At 71.8% G+C, this 23,943-nt stretch carries 27 protein-coding genes; 18 read left to right on the top strand and 9 right to left on the bottom strand.

What is annotated here, in order from left to right; genetic code table 11:
- Positions 1–15 precede the first annotated feature (15 nt).
- Positions 16–882, top strand: coding sequence for a tetratricopeptide repeat protein (locus ASG51_RS08730; protein ID WP_082501283.1), 867 nt, complete (start codon positions 16–18; stop codon positions 880–882).
- Positions 883–923: 41 nt separating this feature from the next.
- On the opposite strand, the gene ASG51_RS08725 is transcribed toward ASG51_RS08730, so the two are convergent.
- Together ASG51_RS08725 and xth are read right to left on the bottom strand one after the other, a co-directional pair.
- Positions 924–1,553: a glutathione S-transferase family protein gene (locus tag ASG51_RS08725; protein WP_056221677.1), complete on the bottom strand. Its 630-nt coding sequence runs from the start codon at positions 1,551–1,553 to the stop codon at positions 924–926.
- 78 nt (positions 1,554–1,631) lie between these two features.
- Positions 1,632–2,426 carry an exodeoxyribonuclease III gene (gene xth, locus ASG51_RS08720; RefSeq protein WP_056273935.1) on the bottom strand — a complete coding sequence of 265 codons (795 nt, stop codon included), beginning with the start codon at positions 2,424–2,426 and terminating at the stop codon, positions 1,632–1,634.
- Positions 2,427–2,566: 140 nt separating this feature from the next.
- Here xth and ASG51_RS08715 point away from each other — a divergent pair, with 140 nt between their 5' ends.
- The 5 genes from ASG51_RS08715 (at position 2,567) to ASG51_RS08695 (ending at position 9,017) form a co-directional block, all read left to right on the top strand.
- Positions 2,567–3,307 (top strand): ceramidase domain-containing protein, encoded by a 741-nt coding sequence (locus ASG51_RS08715; RefSeq protein WP_056380802.1) that lies wholly within the window; start codon positions 2,567–2,569, stop codon positions 3,305–3,307.
- A gap of 182 nt (positions 3,308–3,489) precedes the next feature.
- The gene (locus ASG51_RS08710) at positions 3,490–4,812 is read left to right on the top strand and encodes a homoserine dehydrogenase (protein ID WP_056380290.1); all 1,323 of its coding nucleotides are present in this window, start codon (positions 3,490–3,492) and stop codon (positions 4,810–4,812) included.
- A gap of 123 nt (positions 4,813–4,935) precedes the next feature.
- A complete protein-coding gene (gene glpX / locus ASG51_RS08705) occupies positions 4,936–5,922 on the top strand; it encodes a class II fructose-bisphosphatase (RefSeq protein WP_056380289.1) in 987 nt (328 codons plus the stop codon).
- A gap of 577 nt (positions 5,923–6,499) precedes the next feature.
- Positions 6,500–8,167 carry a methyl-accepting chemotaxis protein gene (locus tag ASG51_RS08700; protein WP_056380286.1) on the top strand — a complete coding sequence of 556 codons (1,668 nt, stop codon included), beginning with the start codon at positions 6,500–6,502 and terminating at the stop codon, positions 8,165–8,167.
- A 76-nt stretch (positions 8,168–8,243) separates the two neighbouring features.
- Positions 8,244–9,017, top strand: a complete 774-nt coding sequence (locus ASG51_RS08695; protein WP_056380284.1) for an SGNH/GDSL hydrolase family protein — start codon at positions 8,244–8,246, stop codon at positions 9,015–9,017.
- Positions 9,018–9,075: 58 nt separating this feature from the next.
- Here ASG51_RS08695 and ASG51_RS08690 read toward each other — a convergent pair whose 3' ends face one another.
- The 4 genes from ASG51_RS08690 to ASG51_RS08675 form a co-directional block, all read right to left on the bottom strand.
- Positions 9,076–9,951 carry a tetratricopeptide repeat protein gene (locus ASG51_RS08690; protein ID WP_056221698.1) on the bottom strand — a complete coding sequence of 292 codons (876 nt, stop codon included), beginning with the start codon at positions 9,949–9,951 and terminating at the stop codon, positions 9,076–9,078.
- Positions 9,952–10,222: 271 nt separating this feature from the next.
- A complete protein-coding gene (locus tag ASG51_RS08685) occupies positions 10,223–11,332 on the bottom strand; it encodes a 5-(carboxyamino)imidazole ribonucleotide synthase (protein ID WP_082513937.1) in 1,110 nt (369 codons plus the stop codon).
- Between the two features lie 47 nt (positions 11,333–11,379).
- On the bottom strand, positions 11,380–11,877 hold the full coding sequence (gene purE / locus ASG51_RS08680) for a 5-(carboxyamino)imidazole ribonucleotide mutase (RefSeq protein WP_056380282.1): 498 nt from the start codon (positions 11,875–11,877) through the stop codon (positions 11,380–11,382).
- A 137-nt stretch (positions 11,878–12,014) separates the two neighbouring features.
- Positions 12,015–12,233: a DUF465 domain-containing protein gene (locus ASG51_RS08675; protein ID WP_056221707.1), complete on the bottom strand. Its 219-nt coding sequence runs from the start codon at positions 12,231–12,233 to the stop codon at positions 12,015–12,017.
- Positions 12,234–12,427: 194 nt separating this feature from the next.
- Here ASG51_RS08675 and ASG51_RS08670 point away from each other — a divergent pair, with 194 nt between their 5' ends.
- From ASG51_RS08670 to ASG51_RS08650, 7 genes are all read left to right on the top strand, one after another.
- The gene (locus tag ASG51_RS08670; protein ID WP_056221710.1) at positions 12,428–12,610 is read left to right on the top strand and encodes a DUF465 domain-containing protein; all 183 of its coding nucleotides are present in this window, start codon (positions 12,428–12,430) and stop codon (positions 12,608–12,610) included.
- A gap of 73 nt (positions 12,611–12,683) precedes the next feature.
- On the top strand, positions 12,684–12,953 hold the full coding sequence (locus tag ASG51_RS24010) for a hypothetical protein (RefSeq protein WP_156389638.1): 270 nt from the start codon (positions 12,684–12,686) through the stop codon (positions 12,951–12,953).
- Positions 12,954–13,008: 55 nt separating this feature from the next.
- Entirely contained in the window at positions 13,009–14,949 is a 1,941-nt protein-coding gene (locus tag ASG51_RS08665) for a propionyl-CoA synthetase (protein ID WP_056380281.1), read from the top strand.
- Positions 14,950–15,021: 72 nt separating this feature from the next.
- Positions 15,022–16,140 (top strand): NADH:flavin oxidoreductase/NADH oxidase, encoded by a 1,119-nt coding sequence (locus ASG51_RS08660; RefSeq protein ID WP_056380278.1) that lies wholly within the window; start codon positions 15,022–15,024, stop codon positions 16,138–16,140.
- A gap of 86 nt (positions 16,141–16,226) precedes the next feature.
- Positions 16,227–16,586 (top strand): hypothetical protein, encoded by a 360-nt coding sequence (locus tag ASG51_RS08655; RefSeq protein WP_056221724.1) that lies wholly within the window; start codon positions 16,227–16,229, stop codon positions 16,584–16,586.
- An 81-nt stretch (positions 16,587–16,667) separates the two neighbouring features.
- On the top strand, positions 16,668–16,835 hold the full coding sequence (locus ASG51_RS24590; protein ID WP_200917522.1) for a hypothetical protein: 168 nt from the start codon (positions 16,668–16,670) through the stop codon (positions 16,833–16,835).
- Positions 16,836–16,863: 28 nt separating this feature from the next.
- Entirely contained in the window at positions 16,864–17,160 is a 297-nt protein-coding gene (locus ASG51_RS08650; protein WP_056221728.1) for a hypothetical protein, read from the top strand.
- Between the two features lie 12 nt (positions 17,161–17,172).
- On the opposite strand, the gene ASG51_RS08645 is transcribed toward ASG51_RS08650, so the two are convergent.
- The gene (locus ASG51_RS08645; protein ID WP_056380801.1) at positions 17,173–17,979 is read right to left on the bottom strand and encodes a phosphodiester glycosidase family protein; all 807 of its coding nucleotides are present in this window, start codon (positions 17,977–17,979) and stop codon (positions 17,173–17,175) included.
- 239 nt (positions 17,980–18,218) lie between these two features.
- On the opposite strand from ASG51_RS08645, the gene ASG51_RS08640 reads away from it, so the two are divergent.
- On the top strand, positions 18,219–18,737 hold the full coding sequence (locus ASG51_RS08640) for a hypothetical protein (protein ID WP_056221735.1): 519 nt from the start codon (positions 18,219–18,221) through the stop codon (positions 18,735–18,737).
- 73 nt (positions 18,738–18,810) lie between these two features.
- Here ASG51_RS08640 and ASG51_RS08635 read toward each other — a convergent pair whose 3' ends face one another.
- Positions 18,811–19,209: a DUF4174 domain-containing protein gene (locus tag ASG51_RS08635; protein ID WP_056380276.1), complete on the bottom strand. Its 399-nt coding sequence runs from the start codon at positions 19,207–19,209 to the stop codon at positions 18,811–18,813.
- 190 nt (positions 19,210–19,399) lie between these two features.
- Here ASG51_RS08635 and ASG51_RS08630 point away from each other — a divergent pair, with 190 nt between their 5' ends.
- The 3 genes from ASG51_RS08630 (at position 19,400) to ASG51_RS08620 (ending at position 22,364) form a co-directional block, all read left to right on the top strand.
- A complete protein-coding gene (locus tag ASG51_RS08630) occupies positions 19,400–20,416 on the top strand; it encodes an NADP-dependent oxidoreductase (RefSeq protein ID WP_056380274.1) in 1,017 nt (338 codons plus the stop codon).
- Between the two features lie 206 nt (positions 20,417–20,622).
- Positions 20,623–21,195 (top strand): single-stranded DNA-binding protein, encoded by a 573-nt coding sequence (gene ssb, locus ASG51_RS08625; RefSeq protein WP_056380272.1) that lies wholly within the window; start codon positions 20,623–20,625, stop codon positions 21,193–21,195.
- A gap of 176 nt (positions 21,196–21,371) precedes the next feature.
- Positions 21,372–22,364: a DUF808 domain-containing protein gene (locus tag ASG51_RS08620; RefSeq protein ID WP_056380270.1), complete on the top strand. Its 993-nt coding sequence runs from the start codon at positions 21,372–21,374 to the stop codon at positions 22,362–22,364.
- Between the two features lie 3 nt (positions 22,365–22,367).
- Here the strand turns inward: ASG51_RS08620 and aroQ are convergent, their stop codons facing one another.
- On the bottom strand, positions 22,368–22,811 hold the full coding sequence (aroQ, locus tag ASG51_RS08615) for a type II 3-dehydroquinate dehydratase (RefSeq protein ID WP_056350260.1): 444 nt from the start codon (positions 22,809–22,811) through the stop codon (positions 22,368–22,370).
- Between the two features lie 141 nt (positions 22,812–22,952).
- Between aroQ and ASG51_RS08610 the strand changes: the two genes are divergently transcribed.
- Positions 22,953–23,786: a 3-keto-5-aminohexanoate cleavage protein gene (locus tag ASG51_RS08610; protein ID WP_056380268.1), complete on the top strand. Its 834-nt coding sequence runs from the start codon at positions 22,953–22,955 to the stop codon at positions 23,784–23,786.
- The last annotated feature ends 157 nt before the right edge of the window (positions 23,787–23,943 follow it).

Genomic DNA, 23,943 nt, shown 5'->3' with positions numbered 1-23,943 from the left:
CGGCCGCTCGCCCCGATGGGCCGGCGGCTCGCCGCGGCGGTCGGGCTCGTGCTCCTCGGCGCCCTGCCGGCGGCCCTCGGCGCCCTGCCGGGGGCTCTCGGCGCCCTGCCGGCGGCGGCCCTCGACGCCACCGCCCGGACACCGGTGCCCAGCGGCAATTACCGCAGCGCCCGCGAGGCCCTGCGCATGGGCGTGCGCGACTACAATGCCGGCGACAAGGAAGGGGCCGCCCGCGCCCTGGAATACGCCGCCGAGCAGGGCCATGCCCTGGCGCTGTGGAAGCTCGGCCGCATGTACGCCGAGGGCGACGGCGTGCCCCACGACGACCTCAAGGCCTTCGAGTTCTTCTCGCGCATCGCCGACGACACCACCGACGAGGGGCCGGACGCCCAGAACTCGGGCGTGGTCGCGAGCGCCTTCACGGCCCTGGGCGCCTACTTCCTCGACGGGATCAAGGGCACCTACGTGCGCCCGAACCCCGAGCGCGCCTACGACATGTTCAACTACGCCGCCTCGTATTTCGGCGACCCGAACGCGCAGTACAATCTCGGCCGGCTCTACCTCGACGGCACCGGCGTCGACACCGACGCGCGCCAGGCCGCGCGCTGGTTCAACCTCGCCGCCGAGAAGGGCCATGCCCCCGCCCAGGCCCTGCTCGGCCAGCTCCTCGTCAACGGCCAGGGCGTGCCGGCCCAGCGCGCCCGCGGGCTGATGTGGCTCTCGATGGCCCGGGAAGCCGCCCAGGGGCGCAAGGACGACTGGATCGTCGCCCTCTACGAGAAGGCCTGGGCCTCGGCCAGCGAGGAGGACCGCGCCGCCGCGATGGCGCAGGCCTCCCAGACCACCGCCCAGGTCACCGGATCAGCGCGCCGCCGGCGCTGAACGCCGACGGTCGCACCGCTTCGGGTGACCAATTCGGGCGATCAGTTCGGAGACGTCCGGGCCGCCAGCGCCGTGACGAAGGACGGGCGCGCCAGGGTGGCGTCGACGTAGCCGGCGAGCTTGGGCCAGCGCCCGGCATCGACGGATTCGCCAGCCAAGTGCAGGTTGTGGAAGCCCGTGGCCACCGAGATGTCCGCGACGCTGAAGGCGTCGCCGACGAGGTAGGGCCCGTCGATCTGCCCCTCGAGGTAATCGTAGATCTTCGGCAGGTCCTCGTTGAGGGCCTTGGCGACGGCGCCCTCGTCGCCGGGCTGCCCGAGCATCTTCGGCTTCACCACCCGGTTGGCGAAGGGGGCGATGATGACGTCGAACATCTCGGTGTCGCCGTACTTGTCGAACCAGATCGCGCGGCCGCGGGCCTTGGCCTCGGACGGGTACAATGCCGGGCTCGGGAACTTCGCCTCCAGGTAGGTCAGGATCGCGGAGGAATCGGCCAGCAGGAAGCCGTCATCGTCGAAGGCCGGGATCTTGCCCAGCGGGCTCGCCGCCTGGAAGGCCGGGTCCTTGTCGTGGAAGAACAGCGGGATGTGCTCCGCCTCCTGGCCCTTCTCGGCCAGGGCGACGAGCACCTTGCGGACGTAGGGCGAGTAGCTGGTGCCGTAGAGTTTCACGCGGGGGGTTACTCCGTGTTGGGGGGATTCTGGTGGGGGATTGCCGGAGCCCAACCCCCGGGCGCGCGGATCGTTCGCTCACGCGTCCGTGAGATCCGCCGTCACGGGCACGTGGTCGGAGGGTTTTTCCAGGCCGCGCAGGTGCTTCTGCACCGAGGCCGAGGTCAGCCGGTCGGCGGCCTGCGGCGAGAGCAGGAGGTGGTCGATCCGGATGCCGGCGTTCCGGTTCCAGGCCCCCGCCTGATAGTCCCAGAAGGTGTAGAGGCCGGCCCGCGGATCGCAGGCGCGCAGGGCATCGGTGTAGCCCTCGGCGAGGAGCGCCCGGAACGCCGCCCGGCTCCGGGGCAGGAACAGCGCGTCCCCGCGCCAGGCCTCGGGGTCGGCCGCATCCTCCGGCTCGGGAATCACGTTGTAGTCGCCAGCCAGCACCACCGCCTCCTCGGCCTCGCGCAGGCCCTGCGCATGGCGCCGCAGCCGCTCCAGGAAGCCGAGCTTGTAGGGGTATTTCGGGCTGTCGACCGGGTTGCCGTTGGGCAGGTAGATCGAGGCGACGCGGACCGGCCGCACGCCCTCGCCGGAGATCAGCGCCTCGATGTAGCGGGCCTGCTCGTCGGTGTCGTCGCCGGGCAGGCCGCGGCGGATTTCGGACATCGCCAGGGGCGCGCGCACCAGCAGGGCGACGCCGTTATAGGCCTTCTGCCCGAGGGTCTCGACGGCGTAGCCCGCCGCCTCGATCTCCGCCCGGGGAAAGCCCTCGTCCTGGCATTTCAGCTCCTGCAGGCAGACCACGTCGGGCTTGGCCTCGTCGAGGAAGCCGACGAGGTGACCGACGCGCTGCTTGATCGAATTGACGTTCCAGGTGGCGATCCGCATGGGCAGGGAGTCTCTGGGAGCTGGGGCGCGTGGATGCCCGTCATCGGGCCTTCGCCGCGGGCTGGCAAGGCTTCGACGGCGAGGCTCGGATCGAGGCGTTGCGCTCCGCAGGCGCGACGGGCGATGACGGGGAGGTCCGGATGGACGGGGACTGGCTGACGCCGATCTGCGCCTATTGCGAGCGCAGCGATCCCGGCTTCTGGGCGGAGCCGGTCAACGCCCTGTCGAACGGCGCCTTCCTGATCGCCGCCGCCCTGGCGGCGGCGCGCGTGCGCCGCGCTCGCACGGGCGACAGGCCGGCCCTCCTGCTCAGCGCCCTGGTGGCGGTGGTGGGCGTCGGCTCGTTCCTGTTCCACACCCTGGCGGTGCGCTGGGCGCTGCTGGCCGACGTCATCCCGATCGCGCTCTTCATCTACGCCTACTTCCTCCTGGCGATGCGGCGCTACTTCGGCCTCGGGACCGGGGCGGCGCTGGCCGCCACCCTGGCCTTCGCGGCCGTCAATCTCGGCCTGGAGCCCGCCCTCGACGGGCTCACCGGCCGGTCGACGGACGCGCTCACCAACGGCTCGATCGCCTACGCCCCCGCGATCCTGGCGCTGGCGGGCGTCGCCGCCGGCCTGCTGGCGCCGCGGGGCGGTCCCCCGGATCCCGCCCGGCGCGAGGCCGGGCTCGGCCGCCATGATCCCGCCCGGCGCGAGGCCGGGCTGGGCCTCTTGGGAGTCGCCGCCCTGTTCGCCGTCTCGCTCGCCTTCCGCACCCTCGACCGGGCGGTGTGCCCGGTCTGGCCCCTGGGCACCCACGCCCTCTGGCACATCCTCAATGCCGGGGTGCTCTGCGCGCTCATCGCCATCGCGGTCCGCTACCGTCGGCGCCGATCGTAACGCCGCGTCACCCCGACGGCCGGCCGTTTTGTTGCGCCCCCCGGCAAATCGTTGCAGAAGATCGGGCCGCGCCGAGCGCGGCATTCGCCTCCGCCGATCGACGCCGGGCCCGCACCGCCGCCGGACGCGGCAGGTCCCGGACCCGGCAGGTCCACGGCGCGACAGAGTGACGGAACACACCCATGACACAGAGCCTTCGCCTCGGCGTTGCCGGCCTCGGCACCGTCGGCGCCGCCGTCGTCCGGATGGTCGCCCGCCGGGCCGAGGCCCTCGGCCAGACCAGCGGGCAGGCGATTCGCGTCACCGCCGTCTCCTCGCGTGACCGGAGCCGCGACCGCGGCCTCGACCTCGCCGGCGTGACCTGGTTCGACGATCCCGTCGCCCTGGCGACCTCCGGGGAGGTCGATTGCGTGGTCGAGCTCATCGGGGGCGCAGAGGGGCCGGCCCGGCAGACGGTGGAGGCGGCCCTGGCCGCCGGCAAGCACGTGGTCACCGCCAACAAGGCGCTGCTGGCCAAGCACGGCGCGGCCCTCGCCCGGCAGGCCGAGGCGGCGGGCGTGGCGCTCGCCTACGAGGCCTCGGTCGCCGGCGGCATCCCGGTGATCAAGGCCCTGCGGGAGGGCCTGACCGGCAACGCCGTGTCGCGCGTCTACGGAATCATGAACGGCACCTGCAACTACATCCTGACCCGGATGGAGCGCGAGGGCCTGACCTTCGAGGCCTGCCTCAAGGACGCCCAGGCCCTCGGCTATGCCGAGGCCGACCCGACCTTCGACGTCGAGGGCTTCGACACCGCCCACAAACTCGCGATCCTGACGAGCCTCGCCTTCGGCACCGAGGTCGACGCCGAGGGCGTTTCGGTCGAGGGCATCTCGGCGATCCAGCCCCTCGACCTGACCATGGCCGAGGAACTCGGCTACCGGATCAAGCTCCTCGGCGTCGCACAGGCGGCGGCCGGGGGCATCGAGCAGCGGGTCCATCCGACCATGGTGCCGAAATCCTCCGCCATCGCCCAGGTGATGGGCGTGACCAACGCGGTCACCATCGATGCCGATGCGGTGGGCGAGCTCACCCTGATCGGTCCCGGTGCCGGCGGCGAGGCCACCGCCTCGGCCGTGGTCTCCGACATCACCGACATCGCCGCCGGCACCCGCCGCCCGACCTTCGGACGCCCCGCCGCCGCCCTGAGCCCGTCCCAGCGCGTCGCCGTGCAGCGGCACGAGGGCGGCTACTACATCCGCCTCACCGTGCACGACCGCCCCGGGGTCGCCGCGGGCGTCGCCACCCGCATGGCCGAGCGCGACATCTCCATCGAGAGCATCCTGCAGCGCCGCTCCGAGAGTGCGGCCTCGAAGGACCCGCATGGCCGCTCGGGCCAGCCGGTCCCCCTGGTGCTGATCACCTACGCCGCCACCGAGGGCACGATCCGGGACGCCCTCGACGCGATCGCGACCGACGGCCTGCTCGCCGAGGCCCCCCAGCTGATCCGGATCGAGCGCGAATAGGGGCCGTGCGCACGATCTGGGGATGAACGAAGAAAACTGCGCGCGCGGCGCGAAACTTCATGCCAAACGCGCATTTTAGTTCATAAGGAGCGCCCGAGAGAGGCGCAGGGGCGCGAGGCTCACATGGCTGGTGGCAATTTGGAATCGCGCGCGCCGGTGGCCCGGTCCCTGACGCTGGAGCTGGCGCGGGTCACGGAGCGGGCCGCCATCGCCGCGGCCCGCCTGCGCGGACAGGGCCGCGAGAAGGAGGCCGACCAGGCCGCCGTCGACGCGATGCGCCTGGAGCTCAACCTGCTGCCCATCGACGGCACCGTGGTGATCGGGGAGGGCGAGCGCGACAACGCCCCGATGCTCTACATCGGCGAGCGCCTGGGCACCGGCGACGGCCCGAAGGTCGACATCGCCGTCGATCCCCTCGAGGGCACCACCCTCTGCGCCAAGGACATGCCCGGCGCTATCGCGGTGACGGCCCTGGCGGAAGCCGGCTCCCTGCTCGCCGCCCCCGACGTCTACATGCAGAAGATCGCCATCGGGCCCGGCTACCCGGCCGGCCTCGTCGATCTCGATGCCAGCCCGGCCGACAACATCGCTGCGCTCGCCCGTCACAAGGGCGTCGACCCGGCCCAGATCACCGCCATCATCCTCGACCGACCCCGCCACATGCAGCTCGTCGCCGCCGTGCGGGCGACGGGGGCGGGCATCCGCCTGATCTCGGACGGCGACATCGCAGGCATCATCCACACCGCCAATGCCGAGGCGACCGGAGCGGACATCTATCTCGGCATCGGCGCGGCTCCCGAGGGCGTGATCGCGGCCGGCGTGCTCCGCTGCATCGGCGGGCACATGCAGGGCCGCCTGATCCTCGACAGCTACGACAAGCGCGAGCGCGCCGCCCGGATGGGCATCAGCGACCCGAACCGGAAGTACGAGCTGCACGACATGGCCCGGGGCGACGTCATCGTCGCCGCCACCGGCGTCACCGACGGCGCCCTGCTGCGGGGCGTCCGCTTCCGGCCCGGCCTGATCGAGACCGAGACCGTGGTCTACCGCTCGGCCAGCGGCACCGTCCGGCGCATGCTCTGTGAGCACCGCCTGCTGGGCGACGCCTGAACGGGACACGTCCGGGGTCGGATCGGCGGGGACGCTCTTCGAGCGCAGCCCTGCAGATCGCCGCAGGATCGCGCGGAGCCGCGACGACTCCGTCCCATCGCGTGCGAGCGATCTTCGCTTCGGCCATTACCGGGCGAACCCGTTCGGCGGAGGATCGATGCCGTTCTGGTGGACCCGGCATCCGCATCCGCTGGCATCTCCGCGATCGGAAACCACCGCTTTCGGGACCGGTCGGTGTGCATCCGGGATGCCGCTGTCCTGCGCCGGGAATCTCCAAGTCTACGCTGGACGAATGGACGGATCGGTCGCGCCCGCCCACGACCGACCCGCATCGTCTGCGCCGACGACTATAGGCTCTCTCGAAACCGTGATGGAACCAAAGAGAGTAAACCTGAAAATGCTGTGGTTGTCTCGCAAGAGCTTCACGAAGATTTTTACGGACACGCCAAAGCATTCGGATTGGAAATAAAGCGACCTTTCACCACTTCGCCGGAGAAGCTTGGTGCAGGAATCCCGAGCCTCCCGCCGAACCCAAGGGAGATCGGACACCCGACTCTCCCATCCGGCAGATCTTCGCATGCGCACCACCATCAAAGGCCGCCTGGTCACGCTGCTCGGCGTGATGGGCTTTCTCCTGCTCCTCTCCACGGGGATCGGCACCTTCGCCCTGTCGGAAAACCATCGGAGCTTCAATTCCGTCTTCGGTGACCGCATCGTCCCGCTGCGGCAGTTCAGCCTGATCCGTGATGCCTACGACGACCTGCTGGCGACGTCGCGCGCGCTTCGGAACCGGCAAGGGGAAGCCGGCCGGGCGACCGCGAAGATCGAGGCGGATCTGGGCAACATCCAGACCCAGTGGTCGGCCTACCTGGCGACCTACCTGACCCCGGAGGAGAAGGAGATCGCCGCCGAGATGCAGCGGCGCATCGACCACAACGCCGCGGTCGCGGCCGACATCCTCCGTCGCCTCGCCGCCGGCGGCACCCCCGACTTCGACGCGACCCACGCGGCTCTGGTGAAGGGCATGGAGGAGGCCAACGTCGTCCTGAGCCAGCTCACCGCCCTGCAGGTCCGGGAGGCGCAGGCCGAGTTCGACCGGGCCGAGACCCATTCGGGCTGGTCGCGCCTGGCGCTCCTGGCCCTGGTCGCCCTGGCCGCCGCCGCCATCGGCTTCGGGCTCTACACCGTGCTGGCCCTGGTCGTGCGCCCGCTCGGCGGCATGACCGGCACCATGGCCAAGCTCGCCGGCGGCGACGTCACGACCGAGGTGGCGGGCGCGCACCGCCGGGACGAGATCGGCGCGATGGCCCGGGCCGTCCAGGTCTTCAAGGACGCCATGATCGCCAAGCGCGACGCCGACGCCGCCGCCGCGATCGAGAGCGCCGCGAAGATGCGCCGGGCCGAGATCTTGGATACCGCCACGCGGGGGTTCCAGGCGCAGGTCGCACGCCTGACCTACGGCCTGTCCTCCGCCGCCACCGAGATGGAGGCCACGGCGCGGGCGATGAGCCGCACCGCCGACCAGACGGCCGGGCAATCCCTGAGCGTCGCCTCGGCCGCCGAGCAGACCTCGGCCAATGTCCAGACCGTGGCGGCCGCGAGCGAGGAGATGGCCGCCTCCATCGGCGAGATCGCCGCCCAGGTCGCCCGCTCGGCGGCGATGGCCGAGCGGGCCTCCGAGAACGCGGCGGCCACGGACACGATCATCCTCGGCCTCGCCGAGGGGGCCGAGCGGATCGGCACGGTGGTGGGCCTGATCTCGGGGATCGCGGCCCAGACCAACCTGCTGGCGCTCAACGCCACCATCGAGGCGGCCCGCGCCGGCGAGGCGGGCCGGGGGTTCGCGGTGGTCGCGGGCGAGGTCAAGGAGCTGGCCTCCCAGACCGCGCGCGCCACGGCGACCATCTCGGACCAGATCACCACGATCCAGAGCGAGACCCGCCAGGCGGTCACGTCGATCCGGACCATCGGCGCGACCATCGCCGAGCTGCGCAGCATCGCGGTCGGCGTCGCGGCGGCCATGGAGGAGCAGGGAGCGGCCACCCAGGAGATCGTCCGCAACGTGACCCAGGCCGCCCAGGGCACGCAGTCGGTGACCGTCAGCATCGGCAGCGTGACCCAGGCCGCCGGCGAGACCGGGGCGGCCTCGTCCCAGGTCCTGGCCGCCGCCTCCGAACTCGCGCGCCAGTCCGAACAGCTGAGCGCCGAGGTCTCGGGCTTCCTCGCCACCGTCCAGGCCGCCTGAGCGGGCTTGCCCGACGGCCGGCTTTCGGGGCTGATGCCGGACGCCCCGGGCGCCGGGGCCGGCATCGGGGGAACGGATGAGCGGCTCCGACGACGACCGCCCGCGATCCGGGCCGTGGACCCGGCGCGGCCTGCTCGCCGGGGGCGTCGGAGCGGCGGCGCTCGGAACCGTGGGGCTGGGGGCCGGCGGGATCCTCGCGCCGCCGGACGCGGTTCGGCACGATCGCCAGATCGCCGAGGCCCACCTCGCCGCGCGTCTGCCAGCGATCCGGGCGGCGCTGGCGGCGGCGCGGCCGGGCTTCGTGTTCCTGGCGGGCAACTCGCAGGCCGAGCTTCTCGGAGCCGCCATGGTGCGGCGGCCGGACGTGGTGAATGGCGGGATCGGCGGCACCTCGGCCCGCCGCTATGCCGGCGCGATCGACGGACTGGCCTTCCCCGTCCGGGCCGGAGTCGCGGTGCTGTTCGTCGGCACGAACGACATCCTGCGGCGGGCCGACCCCCTGTCGGCGCGCATGGCGGGCGGGTTCGCGGCGGCGACGGGCCGCATCGTGACGTGGCTGGCGGCGAATGCGGATCGGGTGCTGGTGGCGGCCGTGCCGCCGATCGGCCCGGAGGCCGGGGCGGAGCGCGATCCGGCGGCGGTGGCCGGCTACACGGCGCTCCTGCGTGATCTGTGCGCGCGGCAGGGCTGCCGGGTCTTCGACCCCTTCGCGGACCTGCGCGACGGTCCACCGGGCCTGACCACCCGGGCGGTGCCGCCGGACGGCGTGCACCTGCGCGACTACGACGCCCTGGCGGCCGGGCTGGAGACGCACCTGCGCGCGCTGCGGGACGGATCGCCGCCGGACTGAGCGGCCGGCGGGGTCGCGAAGCCTGCGGAGGCGCGGACGAACCCCCGCGCGGGGTCCGTCAGTTGAACAGCGAGCCGACGCCGCCCTGGACGCGGCCGAGACCCTGCTTGGCCACCGGGTTGCCGGGCTCGATCTGCGCGGCGCGCTGGTAGCTCTCCACCGCCTCCTTCCTGCGGTTGGACTTCTCGTAGGCGAGGCCGCGATAGGCCCAGGAGGTGGCGTCCTTGTTGTTGACGTTGAGCGCCGCGTTGTAGTCCTCGATCGCCTTGTCGTACTGGTTGGTGGCGATCAGGCTCTGGCCGCGCGCCGCATAGGGCGCCGCCACGAAGGGATTGCGGTCGATGGCGGCGTCGAAATCCGCGATGGCCTGGGTGTTCTGCCCCTGCTTCTGCCGGACGAGGCCGCGCGCGTGGTAGGCCTCGGCCGATTCCGGCGCGAGGCGGATCGCCTGGTTGAGGTCGGCGGTGGCGCCCTCGAGGTCGCCCTGGGCGCGCAGCACGTTGGCGCGGCCGATATAGGCCGGGGCGTAGTTCGGATCGGCCGAGATCGACTTCGAGAAGTCCTGCAGCGCGGCGTCGTTGCGGCCGATCTGGCGGTTGGCGAGCGCGCGGTTGTTGTAGGCCGAGGCCGAATTCGGGTCGATCTGCACCGCCTTGGTGAAGTCCCCGATGGCGTCGTTGAACTGGCCGGCTCGGGCATAGGCCGCGCCGCGGGTGACGTAGGCCGCCGCGTCGTTGGGATTGCGCTGGATCACGTCGGTGAGCGAGGTGATGTTGACCGTGGTGGCGCCCGTCTGGTCGGATTCGAGCACGGCGAACTGGCGCGTCGCGGTGGCGCCGCCGCCATAGGTCTCGCAACCGGCCAGCGCGGCCGCCGCGAGCGCCGTGGCCCCGATCAGCCCCGCCTTCGATGCCCGCAGCTTCAAAACCGTCATGGTCCTCGCTCCCCCCGGCGTCGCGCGCGACGCCGCCCCCGATTCGATTGCGTCCCGTGCCGAGCCCCGCATGGACGGGGCCGGTTGCGCCCGCACCCTCCCGCATCGCGGTGAATGCGCGCTTAAGGTCGGCGACGGGTTCCGCTCAAGCGGTCGGATGTGGCGAAGGTATGGCTTGCCGCGCGCGCCTGCACAAAACGGCTCCAAACGGCCGGCGGGACCGTCGGTTGCCGGGTGGGTGTCGCAATCGGGCCGCGGTTCGGGCGGCGTCTCAGGGTTTCGGCAGCAACTGGGTGACGTGGCCCATCTTGCGGCCCGGCCGGGCCTCGCCCTTGCCGTAGAGGTGGAGCTGGCTCCCCGGCCGGGCGAGGATCGCGGCCCAGTCGTCCACGTCGCCGCCGATCAGGTTGTGCATCTCCACCGCCATGCCGCCGACCCGGGCCGAATCGCCGAGCGGCCAGCCGCAGACCGCCCGGACGTGCTGGGCGAACTGTGAGGTAGTCGCGCCTTCGATGGTCCAGTGGCCGGAATTGTGGACCCGCGGGGCGATCTCGTTGACCACGACCCGGGCCGGGCCGTCCGCCTGGGGCACCAGGAACATCTCGACGGCGAGCACGCCGACATAGTCCAGCGCCTCGGCGATGCGGCGGGCGATGCCGATGGCGGCGGCCTCGGTCTGCGGCGCGATGCCGGGGGCGGGCACGCGGGTGACGGCGAGGATGTGGTCGCGGTGCTCGTTGGCGCAGGGGTCGTAGGCCGCGAAGGCCCCGTCGGCGCCGCGGGCGGCCACCACCGACACCTCCGCCTCGAACGGCACGAAGCCTTCCAGGATGCAGGGCGCGCCGTTGAACTCGGCCAGGATGGCGGCGGCGTCGACCGGCCCCTCGGCCCGGATCATGCGCTGGCCCTTGCCGTCATAGCCGAAGCGGCGGGTCTTCAGCACCGCCGGGCGGCCGATCTCTTCGAGCGCCCGGGTCAGGTCCTCGACCGTGTCGACGGCCTGGAACGGCGCGGTCTCGATGCCGAGGTCGTTGATGAAGCGCTTCTCGGTCAGCCGGTCCTGGGTCGTGGCGAGTGCTGCGGCGTTCGGGTGCAACGGCGCCTTCGCGGCCAGGGCCTCGGCGGCCTGCGCCGGGATGTTCTCGAACTCGTAGGTGACCACGTCGACGCTCGCTGCGAAGCGCGCCAGGGCCGCGACGTCGTCGTAGGCCGCGATGGTGGCCTCGGCCGAGACGTCGAAGGCCGGGCTGTCGGCATCGGGCGCGAAGACGTGGACCCGCAGGCCGTAACCGGCCGCCGCGAGGGCGATCATGCGGCCGAGCTGGCCGCCGCCCACGATGCCGAGGGTCGCGCCGGGGCGGATGTCGGGGAGGGCGGTCACGGCGATTCGCTTTTCAAGGCAGGTTCCGGTTCACGGCAGATGGGAGTTTACGGCTGGTCGCTCTGCGGGGTCTCGGCGACGCTCGCGGTCTGCGCGGCGCGCCAGGCTTCGAGACGCGCGGCGAGGCCCGCATCGGTGAGGGCGAGGATGGCGGCGGCGAGCAGCGCCGCGTTGACGGCGCCCGCCCGGCCGATCGCCAGGGTGCCCACCGGGATGCCGGCGGGCATCTGCACGATGGAGAGCAGGCTGTCCTGTCCCGACAAGGCCTTCGATTCCACCGGCACGCCGAGGACGGGGAGGGGCGTCATCGCCGCGGTCATGCCCGGCAGGTGGGCCGCGCCGCCGGCGCCCGCGATCACCACCTGGAATCCTTCGGCCTTGGCGCCCTTGGCGAAGGCGACGAGGCGGTCGGGCGTGCGATGGGCCGAGACGATTCGGTCGTCATGGGGGACGCCGAGCGCATCCAGCGTCTCGGCGGCATGCCGCATGGTCGCCCAGTCCGACTGGCTGCCCATGATGATCGCGACCGGGGAGGCTCCCGCCATGGTCGTCAGATCCCTTCGCGATCAGGTGGTAAGACGGGCCGTGCGACGCGACGCGGCCCTTGGGAACGCCGAATACAAAAGCGGTGGCGTGCCCGCAAGGCGGCACCCGCCCGGACACCCGCCCGCCGGGGGCCCGGTCAGGCGATGATGTCGGGGGTGATCTGGTCCTCGAGATACGAGATCCGGTCGCGCAGGAAGAGCTTGCGCTTCTTCAGGCGCTGGATCTGCAGCTGGTCGGCCACCACCCCGACCTCGAGGGCATCGATCGCGCCGTCGAGGTCGCGGTGTTCCTGCTTCAGCCGCGCCAACTCGTCGGCAGGTTCCACCGACGCATCGTTATCGAACTGGACCGCCATCGCACCTGATGCCCCGGGACGCTTTCGCCGCAGACCATGCGACAGCCGCTCGGCCTGGGCAAGAACCCGCCGCGCCTCCTGCACAACCATCCGCCTGCACAAACATCCGTCAAGCCGAGCCGTCGATAGGCTTCGACAGCCGGCTGATCATATGCCAGTCTGGCCCCGTCGAAACGAGACAGGAGACACAGCTCATGTCACTGCAGACGCACCTGACCCAGCTCGCCCGCAAGCACGAAGCCCTCGAGCGGGAGATCCACGACGCCACCATCCGACCCTCGGCGAACGACCTGCGCATCGCAGAGCTCAAGAGACGCAAGCTCCACCTCAAGGACGAGATGAACCGCCTGCGAAGCGAAACCGACCAGCTGCATTAGCGGCCGTCTCACCCCCACCGCCTCATCTCTCGAGCGTTCGCCGCCGCCGCTGGTCCCCAGGGCGGCGGTTTTCGTGTCCGGTGTCTTCGCGCCGCTGGTCCCCAGGGCGGCGGTTTTCGTGTCCGCCGGCTTCGCGCCGCTGGTCCCCAGGGCGGCGGTTTTCGTGTCCGCCGGCTTCGCGCCGCTGGTCCCCAGGGCGGCGGTTTTCGTGTCCGGTGTCTTCGCGCCGCCGGTCCCCGGGGCGGCGGTTTTCAAGTCCGCCGGCTTCGTCTCGCGAAGCGCGGAAGCAAAAGCCTGCGCCTCGATCCGTTCGGCAGGATGGCGCAGCAGTCCGGCGGCGTAAATTCCGGTAGAGTGCCGAGAAACCGGCAGCACGACCGGTTCCGCGAGGACACGCCATGGACGCCACGCCCCACGCCCCGAATCCGCGGCCCGGCCGCTATGCCGAGACCCACGCCGCCTCGCTGGCCGACCCCGAGGCCTTCTGGCTCGAGGCGGCCCGGGCGATCGACTGGGCGAGCCCGCCGACCCGGGCCTTCGACGCGACGCTCGGCGCCTATGGCGGCTGGTTTCCCGACGCGACCCTGAACGCCTGCCACAACGCCGTGGACCGGCACGTCACGGCCGGGCGTGGCGACCAGGCCGCGATCCTGTACGATTCGCCCGTCACCGGCACCCAGCGCCGAATCACCTACGCGGACCTGCGCGATGCGGTGACCGTGCTCGCCGGGGTGCTCCGCGACCTCGGGGTCGGCCGGGGCGACCGCGTCGTGATCTACATGCCGATGGTGCCCGAGGCCCTGTTCGGCATGCTCGCCTGCGCCCGCCTCGGCGCCGTCCATTCCGTGGTCTTCGGCGGCTTCGCCGCCAACGAACTGGCGATCCGCATCGAGGACGCCGCACCGAAGGTGGTGCTGGCCGCCTCCTGCGGCATCGAGCCGAGCCGCGTCGTCGCCTACAAGCCGCTCCTCGACGCCGCCCTGGCCGCCTCGGCGCACAAGCCGGCGGCCTGCCTGATCCTGCAGCGCCCGCAGGCGGCGGCCGACCTCGTGCCGGGGCGCGACCACGACTGGGCCGATACGGTGGCACGGGCGGAGACCGACGGTCGGCGGGCGGCCTGCGTGGACGTGGCGGCCACCGACCCGCTCTACATCCTCTACACCTCCGGCACGACGGGAAAACCCAAGGGCGTGGTGCGGGACACCGGCGGGTACTGCGTGGCGCTGGCCTGGTCGATGCCCAACCTCTACGCCGTGGCGCCGGGCGAGACCTACTTCTGCGCCTCTGACATCGGCTGGGTGGTGGGCCATTCCTACATCGTCTACGCGCCCCTCCTGCACGGCTGCACCACGGTGCTGTACGAGGGCAAGCCGGTGGGCACGCCCGATGCCGGAGCCCTCTGGCGGGTGGTTTCGGAGTCCGGCGCCGCTTGCCTGTTCACGGCCCCGACGGCGCTCCGCGCCATCAAGAAGGAGGACCCGCGCGCCGAGCGGGTGGGCGCCTACGACCTCTCGGGCTTCCGCTCCCTGTTCCTAGCCGGCGAGCGGGCCGACCCCGATTCCGTGGCCTGGGCCGAGCGGGCCCTCGGCCGCCCGGTGATCGACCACTGGTGGCAGACCGAGACCGGCTGGGCCATCGCGGGCAATCCCGTCGGCCTTGGCCGGCTGCCGGTCAAGCACGGCAGCGCCGGCGTGCCGATGCCGGGCTACGACCTCGCGGTGCTGGACGAGGCCGGCAAGCCGGTGCCCGCGGGCACGATGGGCACCATCGTCCTGCGGCTGCCCCTGCCGCCGGGCTGCCTGCCGACCCTCTGGGGCTCGGAGGAGCGCTTCCGGTCGAGCTACCTCGCCACGTATCCGGGCTGGTACGACACCTCGGATGCCGGCGTCGTCGATGCCGACGGCTACGTCACGGTGCTCGGCCGCACCGACGACATCATCAACGTCGCCGGGCACCGGCTCTCCACCGGCGGCATGGAGGCGGTACTGGCGAGCCACCCGGACGTGGCCGAATGCGCCGTGATCGGCATCCGCGACGCCCTCAAGGGCGAGCAGCCCTGCGGCTTCGTCGTGCTGAAATCGGGCGTCGCGCGCCCGACCCAGGCGATCGAGGGCGAGCTCGTGGCCCTGGTCCGCGCGCAGATCGGCCCCGTCGCGGCCTTCAAGCTGGCGCTCACCGTGCAGCGGCTGCCCAAGACCCGCTCGGGCAAGATCCTGCGCGGGACCATGAAGCGCATCGCCGACGGGGAGCCCTGGACCACCCCGCCGACCATCGACGATGCCGGCGTGCTCGACGAGATCGGCGCCAGCCTGAAGGACCGGGGGATCGGGGCCGGGTAGTCGGGCGGGCGGGTAGCCAAGCGCGCGCCGGCGCGCCACCTATGCGGGGATGCAGCCAAGCCGGAGCCCCGCATGACCGCCCGCCTGTTCGAGCCCCTGCGCCTCGACAACCTCACCCTCGAGAACCGAATCATCGTCGCGCCGATGTGCCAGTACTCAGCCCATGCGGGCCAGGCCGGCGACTGGCACCTGATGCATCTCGCTCAGATGGCGATGTCAGGGGCGGGGCTCCTCACCCTGGAGGCGACCGCGATCTCGCCGGAGGCCCGGATCTCGCCCACCGACCTCGGGCTCTATTCCGACGAGACCGAGCGGGCGCTGGGCCGCGTCCTCGACGCGGTGCGAGGCTACGCGCCGGTGCCGATCGCCATCCAGATCAACCATGCGGGCCGCAAGGCCTCCAGCCGCGCCCCCTGGGACGGCGGCGCGCAGATCGACCCCGAGGCACCGGATGGCTGGCGCACGGAAGCCCCCTCGGCCCTGGCGCACGGGGAAGGCGAGGTGGCGCCGCACGCCCTCGATTCGGAAGGGCTGAAGCGCATCCGCGACGGCTTCGTCGCCACCGCGCGCCGGGCCCTGCGCCTGGGCATCGACGGCTTCGAGCTTCACGGCGCGCACGGCTACCTGCTGCACCAGTTCCTGTCGCCGCTCTCCAACCAGCGCACCGACCAGTATGGCGGCAGCCTCGCGAACCGGATGCGGTTCCCGCTCGAATGCTTCGAGGCGGTGCGCGAGGCCGTGCCGGCGGGAAAGCCGGTCTGGATGCGGGTCTCGGCCACCGACTGGGTCGAGGAGGGCTGGACCCTGGAGGAGACGGTGGAACTCGCCCACGCCTTGAAGCGCCGGGGTGCGGCCGCGATCCACGTCTCCACCGGGGGCCTCTCCACGCAGCAGAAGATCCCGCTCTCGGCCGGCTACCAGGTTCCGTTCGCCGAGCGGATCAAGACCGAGACCGGCCTCACCACCATCGCGGTTGGGCTCATCACCGAGGCCGCCCACGCGGAATCGATCCTGGCCGAGGGCCGGGCCGACGCGGTCTCCCTGGCGCGCGCCCTGCTCTACAACCCGCGCTGGCCCTGGCACGCGGCGGCCGAACTCGGCGCGCAGGTGCGCGCGCCGCGGCAGTACTGGCGTTCGCAGCCGCGCCAGTTCAAGGACCTCTTCACCGATACCCAGCACGGACAGCGCTGAGCGGGCCCCCGCGAAACCTCAAAGGCCCCGACCGCTTTCCTTCAGTCACCCCGCCGAAGCGGGCGTTTCCCGAGAGATCACGCAGCATGGACGACGACGACGTCACGACCTTCGCGGTGGAACGAGTCCGCCTCGACATCGAGAACGGCATCACCCTGATCTCGGGGGCCGACGACGAGGAGGAGCCGGCGGGCTACTTCATCATTCAAATCGAGAAGGGCGATCCCGACGGGCCGCTGATCGAGGTCTTCGGCGAGGACCTGACCCAGTCGGACGGCGTCACCCGGCTCGAACTCGGCCTGCGCCACCTGCAGTTCGCTTTCGACCCGCGCAGCACCATCGGGGCCGAGATGCCGTCCGTCCGCATCGAGTCCCGCACGGAGATCCCGGAGGGCGTACGCGCCCGCCTGTCCGTGGCGTTCGGCAAGCGCGCGAAACGCGCCTGAGACCCGGGCTTGCGCGAAGCGCGCCTGAGACCCAGGCCAGCCCGCGTAAGGTTCAGCAGCAGCGAGGCGAAGAGGCAGTCCGTGGCGATCAAGGTCGGCGACTACGTCGCATCCGAGGACAACGAGGCCACCATGACGGTGGTGGCCCTGGAAGGGGACCGGGCGCTCTGCCGCTGGTTCGTCGACGGCGACGTCGACGGCGACGAGAGGCAAGCCTGGATCGACCTGGCGGCGCTGACCGTTCTGTAGACGGGGCGGCACCGGACCCGGAGGGAACATGTCCGAGATCGAGGAGAAGCGGCGCGAGATCGCCGAGCTGATCGCGCTGGAACTCGGCCTCGGCGACCTCGAAGCCCTGAGCGCGGCCGACCGCGCCGCCGTGGACCGGCAGACGGCCGAGACCATCGCGGGCTGCGGGGCGGACAGCCCGGAGCCCGCCGACTGCACCGAGGCCAACATCCGCCTGCGCGGCCTGCTCCAGCAGTACCGCGCCCTGCAGATCCTCCGCAGCGACGAGGCCGATGCGCGGCTGGCGGAGGAGGGCGAGGTCTTCGGCCGCGAGGACGATGCCTGAGCGGCCGCGCCGTCAGCGCGCCACCGCCCCGACCATCGGGCCGAGGGGGCGGCTGAGGTCCGAGCGGTTCATCGACGGGGCGTAGAGGCTCGACACGCTGCCGTCGAGGAAGAGCGCGTTGCGGCAGCCGAGGGTGTCCTTGTACAGGCGCGCGAAGGCGCCGAAGCTCACCGGCCGCTCCGAGATCGCGAACACGGCGGTGCGGCCGTCGTCGCGGACCCCGACCCCGTTGCGGATCTTCTGGCTCGGGCCGTCCGCGGAGATCTTGGGGTGGATATGCCCGTCCACGACGAGCATCGGCCCCGACTGCGTGGCGAAATCCGGCTTCGGGGCGCTGCGCAGGTAGCGGCCCGTCTCCATCACGCCGGCACGCTCGCCCTTCACCCAGAAGATGCCGTTCGGCTTCAGGTGAAAGTTGCCCGGCCCGTTGGCGGTGGAAACGCCCTTCAGCTCGCGCCCGTCCTCGATGTAGAGCCCGACCGGGGCCTGGCCCTTGTCGTACATGCCGGCATTCATGGCAAAGCGCAGGGACGCCCCCTGCTTCTCCGCCAGGGTCGAGAGCGAGGAATAGGGCAGGCCATCGGCCCCGAGCCAGAACAGCCGCACCCGCTCGCGGCGCAGGTCGACCGTGCAGACGGTGTAGGCCTCGCCCTCCGCCTGGACGGCCCGGCAGGGCGCCGGGGCAGGGGCGGCCGCCGGCGCGGCCCTGGCCGGACTGCCGAGGGCGAGGCAGGCGGCGCTCAGGAGGGCGGCGCGCAGAAGGGCGGGGACCGGGAAACGGCGTATCCGAACGCGAGCCCGCACGACATCCTGCACCATGGTCACCCGCATCCCCCTCGACCGCGCCCGCCGGAGGATCGTGGCGGCCGGCCCCGCTTCCTCGCCCGAAACCCCGGGCGATTTCAAGGGCGGCCCGATGTCCGGGGCGACCACCGGGGCCAGGCAGGGCTCGGCGCGCTTCACGATGACGGGAGAGTCGAAACGCGCATGAACCCTTCCGGGTGCCACCGCGTTTGTGCGTCCAAGGGGACGTTTCGGCTTCTTTCGGAGACGATGTGATGAAACGAGTTGTTCTGGCCTCGGCGGCCATGATCGGCGCGCTCGCGATGATTCCCGCCACCGCGGAAGCGCGCGGCGGCTTCGGTGGCGGCGGTTTCCACGGTGGCGGCTTCCACGGCGGCGGATTCGGAGGCGGCGGCTTCCGGGGCGGCTTCGGTGGCGGTGGATTCCGGGGTGGCTTCGGCGGCGGCGGCTTCCGCCATGCCGGCTTCGGCTATCGCGGCGGCTTCGGCGGCTATCGCGGTGGCTTCGGTGGCTACCGCGGCGGATATTACGGGCGCGGCTACGGGCGCGGCTACGGCTACGGGCTCGGCGGCCTGGGTCTCGGCGTCGGCCTCGGCCTGGCGGCGGGAGGTCTCTACGGAGGCTACGGCCCGGGCTACGGCTACGGCTACGGCTACGCCCCGGTGGGCTACGGCGCCTACGATTACGGCTACGGCGGCGGCTGCTACACGGTCCCGCGCGTGCGCTGGACCCCCTACGGCTACCGCCGGGTGCTGGTCGAGCGCTGCTACTGATCGGATCGCCTGATCGGCGTTTTTCGAGGGGCCGCCGCGTGCGGCCCCTTTTCGTTGGCCGCTGGTCCGCGCCTCAGCGACGCCTCTCCTCCCGGCGCATCGGCATCGCGTCGATGGTCTCGAACAGCGCGTCCGCCGGGATCGGCGCCGTCGCGGTCCGCTTGGCCTCGCCGTCCTTGCCCACCAGCACCACGCGAAACCCGTCCGCGGGGAGCCCGAGGACCGCCCGCAGGCGCCGTGCCTCGCTCGTGTCGCCGAACGCCTCGCGGATCACGAGATTGCGCTCCGTCATGCCGGCTCGGGCTGTCTCGAGCGCGGCGCGCTGGGCCGTGACCCGGGGATCGCCGGGCTCGGGCGCGGAGATCACCAGAACCCGGGACCTCCAGCGCTCGCGCGCCAGCGGGTTCTCCGCCGCCTGGGCCGCCGTGACGCCGAGCAGCATCGCCCCGATCGTTCGCCATCCGCGCGCCATCCCGATGTCTCCCGTGCCCGTCGCCGTTCCGGGACAACGCGCGGAGGGGCCGCCGGACCCGTCGCCCGACCTGCACGGAATTGTCATCGGCTGCCGCCGTCCCATCTGTCGGGAGATCTCCCGACGGGCGCGTCCACGGCGCGCCCGTCGCCTCTCGCGAACCCCATCGCGAAAACCCTGGAGCCGCCCCATGACCCACGTGAATCGCCGCATCGTCCTCGCCGCCCGTCCGCACGGTGAGCCGAACGCCTCGCATTTCCGGCTCGAGGAGGCGCGGATGCCGGTGGCGAAGGCGGGCGAAGTGCTGCTCGCCAACCGCTGGCTTTCCCTCGACCCCTACATGCGCGGACGCATGAGCGCGGCGAAATCCTACGCCGAGCCGGTGGCGATCGGCGACACCATGGTGGGCGCCACCGTGGCGGAGGTGGTCGAGTCCCAGCATCCCGATTACCGCGTCGGCGAAACGGTGGTGGGCTTCGGCGGCTGGCAGGACTTCGCCGTCTCCGACGGCCGCGGCCTGCGTCGCCTCGATCCGGACGCCGCCCCCGTCACCACCGCCCTGGGCATCCTCGGCATGCCCGGCATGACGGCCTATACGGGGCTCCTCAACATCGGCAAGCCCAAGGCCGGCGAAACCGTGGTGGTGGCCGCGGCCACCGGGCCGGTGGGCTCCCTCGTCGGGCAGATCGCCAAGCGCAGGGGCGCGCGGGCGGTGGGCATCGCGGGCGGCCCCGAGAAATGCGCCTTCCTGCGCGACACCCTCGGCTTCGACGCGGCCATCGACCACCGCGCCGAGAACTTCCCCGACGCGCTGGCCGCCGCCTGCCCCGACGGCATCGACGTCTATTTCGAGAATGTCGGCGGCGCTGTGTTCGACGCGGTGCTGCCGCTCCTGAACAACTTCGCCCGCATCCCGGTCTGCGGCCTCGTCTCCGGCTACAACGCCACCGAGCTGCCGCCCGGCCCCGACCGGGTGCCGGTGCTGATGCGTGCGATCCTGTCGAAGCGCCTGCACCTCCAGGGCTTCATCGTCTGGGACTTCGCCGCCCAGGAATCCGCGTTCCTGCAGGAGGTCGGGGGCTGGCTGCGCGACGGCCTCGTGGTCCATCGCGAGGACATCGTCGACGGTTTGGAGAAGGCCCCGGAAGCCTTCGCGGGCCTGCTCCAGGGCCGCAATTTCGGCAAGCTCATCGTCCGGATCCGCTGAGCGGAGGGCAGGGCGCTTCCCTCGGGACGCCTTGCCTCAGGAATGGAACAAAGATAGAACATTCGGGTCGGCAGACTCCCTGAGAGTCACGGGGACATCCCGCCGACCGCGATTGCCGCCGGGGCCCGAGAGGCCCATGACAGGGCGGCGACCCGGTCGTTCGGGGCCGCAGCGCGCAGTGAGATCGATCGGTAGGAGAGAGCGGCATGGCCGGCAGCGTGAACAAGGTGATCCTGGTGGGCAATCTCGGGCGCGACCCCGAGACACGGCGCCTCGCCTCCGGTGATCCCGTGGTCAACCTGCGCATCGCCACATCAGAGTCCTGGAAGGACAAGATGTCGGGCGAACGCAAGGAGAAGACCGAGTGGCACTCGGTGGTGATCTACAACGAGAACCTCGCCCGCGTGGCGGAGCAGTACCTACGCAAGGGCTCGAAGGTCTACATCGAGGGTCAGCTCCAGACCCGCAAATGGGCGGACCAGTCCGGCGTCGAGAAGTACACCACCGAGGTGGTGCTCCAGCGCTTCCGGGGCGAGCTGACCCTTCTCGACGGCCGCAGTGGCGGCGGTGAGATGGGCATGGACGAGGAAAGCGGCGGTCAGATCAGCCGTGGCGGCGATTTCGGCGGCGGCGGCGGCGGTGGCGGACGCGGCGGCGACCGCGGCGGGGATTACGGCGGCGGTCGCCCCTCGGGCGGCGGCGAGCGCCGGCCCGCCTCGGGTGGCGGTGGCGGCGGCTCGAAGCCGAACTTCGACCTCGACGACGACATTCCGTTCTAGGGTCGACCCCGCGTCGTCTAGGGTCGACCCCGCGTCGTTGATCGCGCGGGACGCCAGGTCCCGACGGTCATCGGCGCGGCTCCGGGATCAAATCGCCGCCTCGTTCGTCTCCTGTAAAGGCCAAGCTCGCCGCGCCAACCGGCGCGGGGACCGTGGCCGGCCAGGCAGGGGTTCCCGTGAGCATCGGACTGATCGCGCTTCTCGATGACGTCGCGGGTCTCGCCAAGGTGGCGGCGGCCTCCCTCGACGATGTCGCCGCCCAGGCGGGCCGCGCCGGCGTGAAGGCGGCCGGCGTCGTCATCGACGATGCCGCCGTGACGCCCCGCTACGTGGTGGGCTTCGCCGCCGAGCGCGAACTGCCCATCGTCGGCCGCATCGCGCTGGGCTCCCTGCGCAACAAGCTGCTGTTCCTGCTGCCCGCCGCCCTGGCGCTCGGCGCCTTCGCGCCCTGGGCGATCACGCCCCTGCTGATGCTCGGGGGGGCCTATCTCTGCTACGAGGGCACCGAGAAGGTCTACGAGGCGCTGTTCCCGCACAAGGCCCATGCCCACGCGGCGAAGCGCGACGAAGCGGCCGGCGATGCCCAGGCCCTGGAGGATCGGAAGGTCTCCAGTGCGATCAAGACGGACTTCATCCTCTCGGCCGAGATCATGGCCATCACCCTTGCGGCCCTGCCCGAAGGCTCGATCTGGATGCGCGCGGCGGTCCTCGCCGTGGTGGCGGTGGGGATCACGGTCGCGGTCTATGGCGGCGTCGCCCTGATCGTGAAGGCGGACGATGCCGGGGTCGCGATGGCCGCTAATGGGTCGCCCTCGGCCTTCGGCAGCCTCGTGCGCGGCCTCGGCCGCGCCCTGGTCAAGGGCATGCCGGGCTTTCTCAAGATCCTGGCCATCGTCGGCACCGCCGCGATGATCTGGGTCGGCGGCGGCATCCTGGTACACGGCCTCGAGGGCTACGGCCTGCCCCAGATCGGCCACGCCATCCACGCCGTGGCGGCCGGGGCGGCGGGCGTCGCCGGTCTCCTCGGCGGGACGGTCGAGTGGCTCGTCACCGCGGCGGGCTCCGGCCTCGTCGGTCTCGTGGTCGGCGCGGCCCTGATTCCGGTGACGAGCTTCCTCCTGGCACCGGCCTGGAACAGCCTGGCCCGGCTGCGGACCCGGGCCGCCTGAGGTCTAGGAGGCACCGCGCAGGTGGGCGATGTGCCGGACGGCGAGTTCGTAGCCATGGGTGCCGAAGCCCGCCATCACGGCGGTCGCGGCGAGCGAGACGTAGGAGTGCTGGCGGAAGGCCTCGCGCCGATGCACGTTCGAGATGTGGCACTCGATGATCGGCACCTCGCAGGCGTTCAGGGCATCGAGGATCGCGATCGAGGTGTGCGTGTAGGCACCCGGATTGATCACGATCCCGGCCGAGCCCACCCGGTAGGCCTGGATCCAGTCGATGAGCTGGTGCTCGGCATTGCTCTGGTGACAGGCGACCGCGAGGCCGAAGCCGGCGGCCAGGGTTCGACACCGGGCTTCCACATCCGCCAGCGTCTCGTGCCCGTAGATGTGGGGTTCGCGCTGGCCGAGCAGGTTGAGGTTCGGGCCGTTCAGGATCAGGATCGTGTCGTGCATGGACGCCAGTCTTAAGGCGGGTGGACGGGCCCGGAAAGGGTCCTGTCGCGCCCGGCGCGGCGCGCTTGCGGTCTCCGCCCGCGCGGGCCATGCCGGGCGGGGAGGGGCGCCCATCGCCGCATCCGCACAGGAGGACGTTTCATGAACGAGCCCGTCGTCATCGCCGTCGCGATCACCGGCTCGGTGCCCCGCAAATCCGACAACCCGGCGCTGCCGGTCACGGTGGCGGAGCAGATCGCCTCGACACAGGCCGCCTACGCCGCCGGGGCCACCCTCGCGCATATCCATGTGCGCAACGACGACGAGACGCCGTCCTCGGATCCCGACCGCTTTGCCGCCGTCCAGGAGGGCTTGCGCCGGGCCTGCCCGGGCATAGTGGTCCAGTTCTCCACGGGCGGGCGGGGGCGCGACCCGGCGAGCCGGGGCCTGTCCCTGTCGCATCGTCCCGACATGGCCTCCCTCTCCACGGGGTCGGTGAACTTTCCGACCATCGTCTACGAGAACCACGCGAACCTCGTGACGGACCTCGCGGGTCAGATGAAGCGGTTCGGCGTGCGTCCCGAGATCGAGATCTTCGACCTGTCGCATCTTCACGGCGCCCTGCGTCTCGTGGAGGCCGGGCTGATCGATGATCGCCCGCACGTCCAGTTCGTCATGGGCGTGAAAAACGCCATGCCGGCGGACCCGCACCTCCTCGACCTCATGCTCGGCGAGATGCGCCGCATCCTGCCCCGGGCGACCTGGACGGCGGCCGGGATCGGGCGGCATCAGGCGAAGGTGATGGATTGGGCGCTCGCCCGCGGGGCGCATGCCGTGCGGACCGGCCTCGAGGACAACATCCGGATCACCCGGGAGCGCCTCGCCAGCGGAAATGCCGAACTCGTCGCCCTGGCGGCGGAGACCGTACGGCGGCACGGCCGTCGGGTTGCCACGCCGGCGGAGGCCCGCACCTTCCTGGGCCTGGGGCAGGCGTGAACGTCGAAAGCCCGCCCTGGATTTCACCGGGGCGGGCTTTTTGTTGAGTTTGGTTGCGGGGACAGGATTTGAACCTGTGACCTTCAGGTTATGAGCCTCGGCGGCTCCTGCTCGCCCGACGTGTCGGCCACCGTGAGGGTGGCGATGCGCAGGGCCT

Source organism: Methylobacterium sp. Leaf465 (assembly GCF_001424705.1).
In the GTDB taxonomy this organism is placed as follows: Bacteria; Pseudomonadota; Alphaproteobacteria; order Rhizobiales; family Beijerinckiaceae; genus Methylobacterium.
This window is presented reverse-complemented; position numbering and strand designations above follow the sequence as displayed.

Excerpts from the sequence above, each read along its gene's own strand:
- ASG51_RS08730 (WP_082501283.1), top strand. The coding sequence starts at position 16 with ATGGGCCGGCGGCTCGCCGCGGCGGTCGGGCTCGTGCTCCTCGGCGCC.
- xth (WP_056273935.1), bottom strand. The coding sequence starts at position 2,426 with ATGCGGATCGCCACCTGGAACGTCAATTCGATCAAGCAGCGCGTCGGT.
- ASG51_RS08715 (WP_056380802.1), top strand. The coding sequence starts at position 2,567 with ATGGACGGGGACTGGCTGACGCCGATCTGCGCCTATTGCGAGCGCAGC.
- ASG51_RS08710 (WP_056380290.1), top strand. The coding sequence starts at position 3,490 with ATGACACAGAGCCTTCGCCTCGGCGTTGCCGGCCTCGGCACCGTCGGC.
- glpX (WP_056380289.1), top strand. The coding sequence starts at position 4,936 with ATGGCTGGTGGCAATTTGGAATCGCGCGCGCCGGTGGCCCGGTCCCTG.
- ASG51_RS08700 (WP_056380286.1), top strand. The coding sequence starts at position 6,500 with ATGCGCACCACCATCAAAGGCCGCCTGGTCACGCTGCTCGGCGTGATG.
- ASG51_RS08695 (WP_056380284.1), top strand. The coding sequence starts at position 8,244 with ATGAGCGGCTCCGACGACGACCGCCCGCGATCCGGGCCGTGGACCCGG.
- ASG51_RS08690 (WP_056221698.1), bottom strand. The coding sequence starts at position 9,951 with ATGACGGTTTTGAAGCTGCGGGCATCGAAGGCGGGGCTGATCGGGGCC.
- purE (WP_056380282.1), bottom strand. The coding sequence starts at position 11,877 with ATGGCGGGAGCCTCCCCGGTCGCGATCATCATGGGCAGCCAGTCGGAC.
- ASG51_RS08675 (WP_056221707.1), bottom strand. The coding sequence starts at position 12,233 with ATGGCGGTCCAGTTCGATAACGATGCGTCGGTGGAACCTGCCGACGAG.
- ASG51_RS08670 (WP_056221710.1), top strand. The coding sequence starts at position 12,428 with ATGTCACTGCAGACGCACCTGACCCAGCTCGCCCGCAAGCACGAAGCC.
- ASG51_RS08665 (WP_056380281.1), top strand. The coding sequence starts at position 13,009 with ATGGACGCCACGCCCCACGCCCCGAATCCGCGGCCCGGCCGCTATGCC.
- ASG51_RS08660 (WP_056380278.1), top strand. The coding sequence starts at position 15,022 with ATGACCGCCCGCCTGTTCGAGCCCCTGCGCCTCGACAACCTCACCCTC.
- ASG51_RS08655 (WP_056221724.1), top strand. The coding sequence starts at position 16,227 with ATGGACGACGACGACGTCACGACCTTCGCGGTGGAACGAGTCCGCCTC.
- ASG51_RS08650 (WP_056221728.1), top strand. The coding sequence starts at position 16,864 with ATGTCCGAGATCGAGGAGAAGCGGCGCGAGATCGCCGAGCTGATCGCG.
- ASG51_RS08645 (WP_056380801.1), bottom strand. The coding sequence starts at position 17,979 with ATGGTGCAGGATGTCGTGCGGGCTCGCGTTCGGATACGCCGTTTCCCG.
- ASG51_RS08640 (WP_056221735.1), top strand. The coding sequence starts at position 18,219 with ATGAAACGAGTTGTTCTGGCCTCGGCGGCCATGATCGGCGCGCTCGCG.
- ASG51_RS08635 (WP_056380276.1), bottom strand. The coding sequence starts at position 19,209 with ATGGCGCGCGGATGGCGAACGATCGGGGCGATGCTGCTCGGCGTCACG.
- ASG51_RS08630 (WP_056380274.1), top strand. The coding sequence starts at position 19,400 with ATGACCCACGTGAATCGCCGCATCGTCCTCGCCGCCCGTCCGCACGGT.
- ssb (WP_056380272.1), top strand. The coding sequence starts at position 20,623 with ATGGCCGGCAGCGTGAACAAGGTGATCCTGGTGGGCAATCTCGGGCGC.
- aroQ (WP_056350260.1), bottom strand. The coding sequence starts at position 22,811 with ATGCACGACACGATCCTGATCCTGAACGGCCCGAACCTCAACCTGCTC.
- ASG51_RS08610 (WP_056380268.1), top strand. The coding sequence starts at position 22,953 with ATGAACGAGCCCGTCGTCATCGCCGTCGCGATCACCGGCTCGGTGCCC.